This window comes from Martelella sp., from assembly GCF_984369615.1.
Genome location: NZ_CFHTCS010000189.1, coordinates 1 through 8404 on the forward strand (window position 1 = coordinate 1; position 8404 = coordinate 8404).

General features: G+C 63.7%; 9 protein-coding genes. 7 read left to right on the forward strand and 2 right to left on the reverse strand.

Annotated elements, in window-relative coordinates; translation table 11 throughout:
• The 3 genes from AC5DC2_RS14765 to AC5DC2_RS14775 all read left to right on the forward strand — a co-directional run.
• Window positions 1–760: DeoR/GlpR family DNA-binding transcription regulator (locus tag AC5DC2_RS14765; protein WP_491699020.1), on the forward strand; the 760-nt coding region annotated here is incomplete at its 5' end.
• A 207-nt stretch (window positions 761–967) separates the two neighbouring features.
• Window positions 968–2074: a mannitol dehydrogenase family protein gene (locus AC5DC2_RS14770; RefSeq protein WP_491699021.1), complete on the forward strand. Its 1107-nt coding sequence runs from the start codon at window positions 968–970 to the stop codon at window positions 2072–2074.
• Entirely contained in the window at window positions 2071–3054 is a 984-nt protein-coding gene (locus AC5DC2_RS14775) for an aldo/keto reductase (protein WP_491699022.1), read from the forward strand. The genes AC5DC2_RS14770 and AC5DC2_RS14775 overlap by 4 nt, the downstream gene beginning before the upstream one ends.
• 73 nt (window positions 3055–3127) lie before the next feature.
• Here the strand turns inward: AC5DC2_RS14775 and AC5DC2_RS14780 are convergent, their stop codons facing one another.
• Entirely contained in the window at window positions 3128–4030 is a 903-nt protein-coding gene (locus AC5DC2_RS14780) for a GntR family transcriptional regulator (RefSeq protein ID WP_491699023.1), read from the reverse strand.
• Window positions 4031–4183: 153 nt separating this feature from the next.
• On the opposite strand from AC5DC2_RS14780, the gene AC5DC2_RS14785 reads away from it, so the two are divergent.
• From AC5DC2_RS14785 to AC5DC2_RS14800, 4 genes are all read left to right on the forward strand, one after another.
• The gene (locus AC5DC2_RS14785) at window positions 4184–5194 is read left to right on the forward strand and encodes an ABC transporter permease (RefSeq protein WP_491699026.1); all 1011 of its coding nucleotides are present in this window, start codon (window positions 4184–4186) and stop codon (window positions 5192–5194) included.
• 40 nt (window positions 5195–5234) lie between these two features.
• Window positions 5235–6173, forward strand: coding sequence for an ABC transporter substrate-binding protein (locus AC5DC2_RS14790; protein WP_491699024.1), 939 nt, complete (start codon window positions 5235–5237; stop codon window positions 6171–6173).
• Window positions 6174–6238: 65 nt separating this feature from the next.
• A complete protein-coding gene (locus AC5DC2_RS14795; RefSeq protein ID WP_036236938.1) occupies window positions 6239–7015 on the forward strand; it encodes an ATP-binding cassette domain-containing protein in 777 nt (258 codons plus the stop codon).
• A 20-nt stretch (window positions 7016–7035) separates the two neighbouring features.
• Window positions 7036–8022 carry a zinc-binding alcohol dehydrogenase family protein gene (locus AC5DC2_RS14800; RefSeq protein WP_491699027.1) on the forward strand — a complete coding sequence of 329 codons (987 nt, stop codon included), beginning with the start codon at window positions 7036–7038 and terminating at the stop codon, window positions 8020–8022.
• 97 nt (window positions 8023–8119) lie between these two features.
• Here AC5DC2_RS14800 and AC5DC2_RS14805 read toward each other — a convergent pair.
• The coding region (locus AC5DC2_RS14805) for a c-type cytochrome (protein WP_491699025.1) at window positions 8120–8404 on the reverse strand (285 nt) is incomplete at its 5' end.

The window sequence follows — 8404 nt, forward strand, 5'->3', positions numbered from 1 at the left end:
CCGCCAGCAACTGGTGGACTGGTTCAAGAGCAACCAGGCCGGCACCAGCCAGGATCTGGCACGCATGTTCGGCATCTCGGTTTCGACGATCCGGCGCGACCTCGACCTGCTGGCGTCCGAGGGCCTTGTCAAGCGCACCCATGGCGGCGCCGTCAGCATCCGCTCGCGCGCGACCTACGAGCCGTCGACGGATCTGGCGCGCCGCACGGCGCTTGAGGAGAAACAGGGGATCGTGCGCGAGGCCATGCGCTTCATCGAACCCGATCAGGCGCTGCTGATCGACACCGGCGCGGTCATCTGTCACCTGCTGGCGGAAGAGATCGCCGGCCTCGATATTCCGCTGACCATCATCACCAACGACCTTCATGTCGCCAAGGTTCTGACCTACAAGCAGAACATCAAGCTGATTGTGCCCGGCGGGGCGTGCCGGTTCGGTTCGTTCAGCCTTCTCGGCGAGCCGGGCCTGAGCTTTCTCGCCGACATCCGCTGCGACCTGTTCTTCATGTCGGCTGCCGCGATCGACGAGCAATGCGTCTCGGAAACGCTCCTGGAACTCGTCCAGATGAAGCGGGCGATGATTGCCGCGGCAAACAAGGTCATCCTCATGGCTGAATCCAGCCGCTTCATGGAACGCGCCCTTCACAAGACCGCCCCGATCGACGCGATTGACACCATCATCACCGATGAAGGCCTCAGCCGCGAGCAGATCGACAAATTCCCCTCTCCGGGACCGCAGTTCATAACGGCGCTGATGTCGTAACAGACACTGCTGAACCGGTGTCTGCCCGGGACCGTCGCGTCCGGGGGGCCGGCTAGCGCATCGGCTTGCATCCATCCGGATTTCCACAACATTGACCCCATCCTGTCGCGCGCTTGCGGAAAAACCTCCGTGGTTCGGCAGAAAGCGATCGCCCTTGCGTATCGTTATGTTCTAAATAATAATAAACCAATTCATCGGGAGGAAGGAATGACAAAAACACCGATCCTGCAATTCGGCACGAGCCGTTTCCTGCAGGCGCATCTGGACTTGTTCGTGTCCGAGGCAGCGGCGCGCGACGCGGCGCTGGGCGGCATCACGGTGGTCCAGACGAGCGGCCACGGCGGACGGGCGAAGCGGCTCTCTGCGCTCGCCCGCGGATATGATGTCCGCCTGCGCGGCTTGCGCAAAGGTGAAAGGATCGACGAGACCGTTCACGTGACAAGCATCGAACGCGGTCTGGAACTGGCCGATGATCTTGCGCAGGTACGGCGCATCATCGCCGAAGAAGCCGAGATCATTGTCTCGAACACGGCCGATACGGGGTTTCTGCCGAAGCCGGCCGACCGGTCGGCGCGCTTCGATCCGGCCATGTCCTACCCGGCCAAGCTGGCGCACCTGCTGCGATCCCGTTTCGAGGCCGGCGGCGCCGCGCCCCAGGTCATGCCGACCGAACTCGTCCAGAACAACGGCGACGTTCTGCGCGGGCTGGTGCTCGACGCCGCCGCGCACATGGACGCGCCCTATCGGGCCTGGCTGGCCGAAGAGGTGCTCTGGGTCAACTCGCTGGTCGACCGCATCGTGTCCGAACCGCTTGAACCCGCCGGCGCCGTCGCCGAACCCTATGCGCTCTGGGCGATCGAGCGCCGACCCGGCCTGCGCCTGCCCTGCCGGCATCCCGATATTGACGTTGTGACCGATCTCGGCCCGATCGAGCGGCGCAAGCTCTTCGTCCTCAACCTCGGCCATACATGGATGGTGTCCGACTGGCTGGCGCGCGGACGTGCCGGCGCGACCTTCGTTCGCGATATCCTCGCGGACCGGGACCGGTCGGACCGCCTGCGCGGGCTCTATGCCGAAGAGGTGCTGCCGGGTTTTGTCGCCGCCGGCGAGGACGACGGGATCGAGGACTATATTGCAGTGACGCTCGAGCGCTTCGCCAATCCGTTTCTCGACCATCGACTGGAGGATATCGCTGCAAACCACGGCGAAAAGCTCCGGCGCCGGATCGGCGCTTTTCTCGAATGGGCCCGGCGGCATGGCGACGGGGGTGAAAAGCCATTGCTGGAGGAGGCCTTGAAGGAGGAAGACGCATGAAGACGAACCGGATCGGCCGAACTGCGGTGGCGGTGACCGACGTTTCCTTCGGCTGTTCCAGCATCGGCAATCTCTACCGGGAGATTACCGACGGTGATGCCGAGGCGGTGCTCCAGGCCGCGTGGAAGGGCGGTATCCGCTATTTCGATACCGCGCCGCATTACGGGCGGGGGCTTTCGGAAATGCGGCTCGGGCGTTTTCTCGAAGGGCGGGCCGGATATGTGGTGTCGACCAAGGTCGGGCGCGTTCTCTCCCCGGCGGCGGAGCCGATCGCGGAAGCGGACGGTTTCCTCAAACCCGCGCAAAACGATGTGCGTTACGACTATTCCGGCGACGGCATCGAGGAGAGCCTCGAGCAGAGCTTCGAGCGGCTTGGCCTTACCCATATCGACATCGTCTATGTGCATGATATCGGCGAGTATACGCACGGTTCCGGCAATGCGGCGCATATGGAGGATTTTCTCGGCTCCGGCTACGACCGTCTTGTCCGGCTGAAGGAGGCCGGCAGGATCGGGGCCTTCGGACTGGGCGTGAACGAATGCCGGGCGTGTCTCGACGTGATGGACCATGGGCCGATCGATGTCATCCTTCTGGCGGGCCGGCTGACGCTGCTCGACCGTTCGGCCGAGGCGGAACTCGTTCCCCGCTGCCGCAAGGCGGAAACCAGCCTCGTGCTCGGCGGCGTCTTCAACTCGGGCATTCTTGCGACCGGTGCGGTCGACGGCGCGACCTACGACTACGAACCCGCGCCGAAGGCGGTGCTGGAAAGGGTGGCGGCGCTGCAGGCGGAGGCGGAACGGGCCGGGCTGGCGCTGCCGACGGCCGCGCTGCAGTTCGCCAAGCGACACCCCGCATCGGCCTCGGTTCTGATCGGCACGGCCAGGCCCGCCACGCTCGCGAAAAACCTCGAGGCGTTGCAGGCCGGGATATCCGCACGGGCCGAGCGTTTTCTAGCGCATCGGCCCGAAAATCGGGTCTGATTTTCGGAAAGCACGATGCGTAGATTCAATAGGTTAGAGCGTCCTTTGTGCGTCCGAATGGACGCACGGCGCTCTAGGCTAGTTCGTGGTAGCGGAGCGACGAGAGAAGCGTCGTCTTGGAGGTGCGCAGATGGCGTGAGGCCGCGTCGAGCGCGGCGGCGGCATCGCGCCTTTCCAGGGCGTCGATGATCGCCAGGTGCTCCTCTATCGCGGCGGCGTTGCGCATCTTCTCGTCGGTCTTGTCCCACATGTAGTGATAGTGGAAGATCAGCGAGATGACCTTCTGGAATTCCTCGACGAAACGGTTCTTCACGACCGAATTGAGCGCGGCGTGGAAGGCTTCGTCGAGCTTGGAGAACTCGTGATAATCCGTCTCGATGCTTTGCCGAAGCGCGATGTGGAGCCTCCGCAGTTCGGCAAGCCTGGCCCAGACAGGATGATCGACGGGCGCTTCGGCGGCCTGGTTCACCGCGTTGAGCTCCAGGACGAACCGGAAATCCGACAGCTCCACCGCGAAGTCCATCGTGAAGCCGCGCAGCATCCAGCCGCCTTTCTGGCGGCGGGCGACAAGGCCGAACCGGCTGAGGCCGGCGAGGAATTCCTTGATCTCATGCTGGGGGACGCCGAAGGTCCGGGAAAGATCGGCCACGGACAAGGGCGTGTCTGCCGGAACATCGAAGCGCAGGATCCAGTCGAGAAAACGCTGTTCGAGATCGTCGCTCGGCGTGTCCGGCTGTTCGATCCTGATGCGGTCGGCCTCGACCGGCTTGCGCAGCATCCGCTTTTCCCGTCCCTCCCACGAGATCAGTCCGCGCTCCTGCATCCGGCCCAGGCATCGCCGCACCACCGTGCGGCTGACGTCGGCGACGTCGCTCAGCATGGTTTCGGCCGGGATAGCCGTCCCGACCGGCCATGTCTCGCAATAATCGAGCAGCCGGTTATATGCATTTCTGTAGCGGGTGTCGCTTCTTGCCATTGCCTCATCCTCGCGAATCGCGCCGACGGTTCAGAATACCATCGTACTAAATTATAAAAAACAATTGACGCGCATCAAACGCCCGGTTATTCGGTACTAAATAATTACGTACAGAACGAGGGAGGAGACCTCATGTTCGATGCGAGCAGGCCGATGCGGGGGCGCGGCTGGGGCGGCGCGTCCTTCGGGCAGGCCCAGTTCCACCGGCTTTCTGCGCTTATGACGCTCGTATTGCTGATCATCGGGTTCGGCCTCGCCAACCAGGCCTTCTTTTCGGTCAATAACGGCCTGACCGTATTGCTGCAGACGTCGGTTATCGGTCTTCTCGGAATCGGTATGACGATGGTTATCATCACCGGCGGCATCGATCTCTCCGTCGGCTCCGTTCTTGCCCTTTCCGGGGTCATCACCGCCATGTCCGTCAAGGCGGGTTTGCCGGTCGCCCCGGCCATGCTGGTGGGCGTGACGGCCGGCGCGCTCTGCGGCGCCTTCAACGGGTTCGTCATCACCAGACTGCGCATCCCGCCCTTCGTCGCAACGCTTGGGATGATGCTGATCGCGCGGGGGCTGGCGCTCCAGCTGACGGGGGCGCGCCCCATCTCCCAGCTCGGCGAGGCTTTCGGAGTACTCGGCAATGGCGCGCTGTTCCGCATCGTCGAGATGCAGCCGAACGGCTTTCCCAAAGTGATCTTTCCCGGCATTCCCTATCCGGCGATCCTCATGTTTGCGATGGCAATCGCGGCCGCCTACCTGCTGAACCGCCGACAGGTCGGCCGCCATATCTATGCGACCGGTTCCAACGAGGAGGCCGCGCGCCTTTCCGGTGTGAGGACGAACCACACCAAGCTTTTCGCCTACACCATGTCCGGCGCCCTGGCCGGGATTGCCGGCAATGTGCTGATGTCGCGGCTCGTCACCGCCCAGCCCAGCGAAGGCGTGATGTACGAGCTCGACGCGATCGCCGCTGCCGTCATTGGCGGCGCATCGCTGTCCGGCGGCGTCGGCACGATCTCCGGCACCATGATCGGCGCCTTCATCATCGGCATTCTGCGCAACGGGCTCAACATGGCGGGCGTCTCCGCCTTCATCCAGCAGATCGTGATCGGCTTCGTCGTCATCGGCGCGGTCTGGATCGACCACGTGCGCAGCCGCAGGAGCGGCTGAGCCAAAAAGTTTTTCTGCATCTCAATAGAGGAGGAATGAGATGAAAAGCCTGAAATACCTTATCGCGGCATCCGCGTTCGCACTGACCGCGGGAATGGCGCATGCCGGCGAAATCGCCGTCATCGTGAAGACCACGAATTCCAACTTCTGGCAGAACGTCAACAAGGGCGCCCAGGCGGCAATGGCGAACCAGTCGGGGCACACGATGAGCTTCGACGGGCCGGCGGCCGAAAGCGACATCGCCGCCGAGGTGAACCTGGTCGAAAACGCGATCAATCGCGGCGTCGCCGGCATCGTGCTGGCGCCGTCCGACCCGGAAGCGCTGGGCCCGGTGGTCACGCGTGCCTATCAGAGCGGCATTCCGGTCGTCATCATCGATAGCGCGCTTTCCGACCAGTACAAGGACAGCTACCAGGCCTTCCTTTCGACCGACAATTGCGCGGCCGGCGAGCAGGTCGCAAAGCGGATGATCGAGGAGGCCGGAACCGAGGGCAAGGTTGCCGTCATGTCCTATGTCGCGGGCGTCGGCTCGGAAATCGGCCGCGTCGGCTGCTTCCAGGACTATATCGGCGAAAATTCCGATATCGAGATTGTCGGCCCCTATTATTCGGAAAGCCAGATGGCCAAGGCGCTGAACCAGACCACCGACATTCTGGCCGCCAATCCCGACCTCGTCGGCATTTTCGGCGCCAACGAGCCGACAGCCGTCGGCATGGGCCGGGCGATCGTGCAGGCGGGCAAGACCGGCGATCTCGTGGCGCTCGGCTTCGACGGCAATGCCGACCTGCAGGAGTTCGTGCGTGACGGCGTGCTGGAGGCCATTGCGGTGCAGGGCTCTTTCGCCATGGGCGAAAAAGGCGTGAACACGGTCATCGACCTGCTCAACGGCCAAAAGGTCGAAGACTTCATCAATACCGGCGTCGTCATGGTCGACAAGGAGAATATCGACTCCGACGAAGCCCAGAACGTGCTCTACTGAGCCTTTTGCCGGAGGCTGGCATAAAGCCTCCGGCATCTTTTCCCGTCTCAGTGAAAGGTCAAGCCATGTCCCGAACACCGCTTGTCGACATGATCGGCATCGAAAAACACTTTGGCGGCGTGCGCGCGGTGGACCATGTGTCGGTCGATCTCTATCCCGGCGAGGTGGTCGGACTGCTCGGCCACAACGGCGCCGGCAAGTCCTGCCTGATGAAAATTCTCGCCGGCGCGATGGTCCCGAACGAGGGGGAAATCCGGGTGGATGGCGAGACGGTGCACTTTACCGAGCCGAACGACGCCCGCGCCGCCGGCATCGAGACCATCTATCAGACGCTTGCGCTGTCGGACCATCTCGACGCCCCTGCGAACCTGTTTCTCGGCCGCGAACTGAAGACACGGTTCGGCAATCTGGATGACGCCCGGATGCTGCGCGAGGCGCGGGAGGTGCTCGCCCGGCTGAACCCGAATTTCAAGAATCTGCGCGATCCGGTCTCGAGCCTCTCGGGCGGCCAGCGGCAGGTGATCGCGATCGCGCGTGCCATCTATTTCGATACCAAGATACTGATCATGGACGAGCCGACGGCAGCACTCGGGCCTTCCGAAACCGCAATGGTGGCCGACCTTATCCTGAAGCTGCGCGATGAGGGCATCGGCATCTTTCTCGTCAGCCATGACATGCATGACGTGTTCGATCTGTGCGACCGCGTGGTGGTGATGAACAAGGGCCGGGTTGTCGGCGCGCATCCCATCAACGAAGTGACAAAGGATGACGTGCTCAGCCTGATCATCAAGGGCGAACTGCCGGCCGACTGGTCCGCCAAGAACCTGGAGCCGACAGACTGATGGATGCGAACACGGGCATGATGGAGAGCATCGTCTGCGTCGAACCCGGCCGGATGGCGCTCGAGCGCAGGCCGCGCCCCCTTAAGGCGCCGGAGGGCTGGGTTCTGGTCGACATCGCGGCGATCGGGATCTGCGGGACGGATTACCACATCTTCGAGGGCAAGCATCCGTTTCTGGACTATCCGCGCGTCATCGGCCATGAACTGTCCGGTCATATCGCCAGCGGCCCCGATGCCGGCAAGCTTGTCGTGATCAACCCCTATGTTTCCTGCGGCGCGTGTCGTGCCTGCCGGCGCGGCAAACCGAACTGCTGCAGCGCGGTTTCGGTGCTCGGCGTCCACCGCGACGGCGGCATGTGCGCACGCATCGCCGTGCCGGCCGAAAATGTCTATCCGGCCGATGGCCTGACGCCGCAACAGGCCGCCATGGTGGAGTTTCTGGCCATCGGCGCGCATGCGGTTGCCCGCTCCGGCACGGGGCAGGGGGACGTCGTGCTCGTGACCGGGGCCGGCCCGATCGGCATCGGCACGGCGCTGTTTGCCCGGCTGGCCGGCGCCGATGTTCACCTGATGGACCTGAGCCGGACCCGGCTCGATCTCGCGCACGACCTGTTCGGCTTCGAAAAACGGCACCAGCCCGACGATGACATTCTGTCGGGCGCGCTTTCCGAAGGGTTCGACGTGGTTTTCGACGCGACGGGAAATGCCAGGGCGATCGAGGCAGGCTTTCCGCTGCTTGCCCATGGCGGCAGCGCCGTGCTCGTCAGCGTGGTGAAGGACGACATCACCTTCTCGGATTCAGAATTCCACAAGCGCGAGGCCCGCATCATCGGCTCGCGCAACGCGCTGAAATCCGATTTCGAGCGCGTGATGGCCGCGATGCGCGCGGGCGACATCCCGACCGATGCGATTGCATCGGAAGTGATCGCGATGGCCGATCTGCCCCGACGTTTTTCGGAGCTGGTGGACGCGCGGGATCATCTCGTGAAAGTGCTCGTCAGACCGTAATTGCGGTCGCCCCGCGACCGCGGTTTTCCGTGCGCAGGCGCATCGGCAGAAGGACAAGGGAACCCGCCGCCTCATCGAAGCGGCGGGTTTTGGGGTCTTACCGACGCACCGCCTTGACGTCATCCGCGCTCACAGACGGGGCGGAATTGCCCCAGGCGCTGCGCAGGAAGGTTGCAAGCGTTGCGATATCGGCATCCGACAGCCGATCGCCGAAGGCCGGCATTTCCAACCGTTCCGGGCGCTCCGCCGTCGAAGGCAGCGTCGCGCCGTGGAGGATGACTTCCGTCAGACCCCTGGTCGTCGGCGCCGTCACCAGCGAATTGCCCCTCAGCGCCGGGAACACGCCGGGCGCGCCGCGGCCGTCCGGCATGTGGCAGGCATT

Excerpts from the sequence above, each read along its gene's own strand:
- AC5DC2_RS14780 (WP_491699023.1), bottom strand. The coding sequence starts at position 4,030 with ATGGCAAGAAGCGACACCCGCTACAGAAATGCATATAACCGGCTGCTC.
- AC5DC2_RS14800 (WP_491699027.1), top strand. The coding sequence starts at position 7,036 with ATGGAGAGCATCGTCTGCGTCGAACCCGGCCGGATGGCGCTCGAGCGC.
- AC5DC2_RS14775 (WP_491699022.1), top strand. The coding sequence starts at position 2,071 with ATGAAGACGAACCGGATCGGCCGAACTGCGGTGGCGGTGACCGACGTT.
- AC5DC2_RS14785 (WP_491699026.1), top strand. The coding sequence starts at position 4,184 with ATGCGGGGGCGCGGCTGGGGCGGCGCGTCCTTCGGGCAGGCCCAGTTC.
- AC5DC2_RS14770 (WP_491699021.1), top strand. The coding sequence starts at position 968 with ATGACAAAAACACCGATCCTGCAATTCGGCACGAGCCGTTTCCTGCAG.
- AC5DC2_RS14790 (WP_491699024.1), top strand. The coding sequence starts at position 5,235 with ATGAAAAGCCTGAAATACCTTATCGCGGCATCCGCGTTCGCACTGACC.
- AC5DC2_RS14795 (WP_036236938.1), top strand. The coding sequence starts at position 6,239 with ATGTCCCGAACACCGCTTGTCGACATGATCGGCATCGAAAAACACTTT.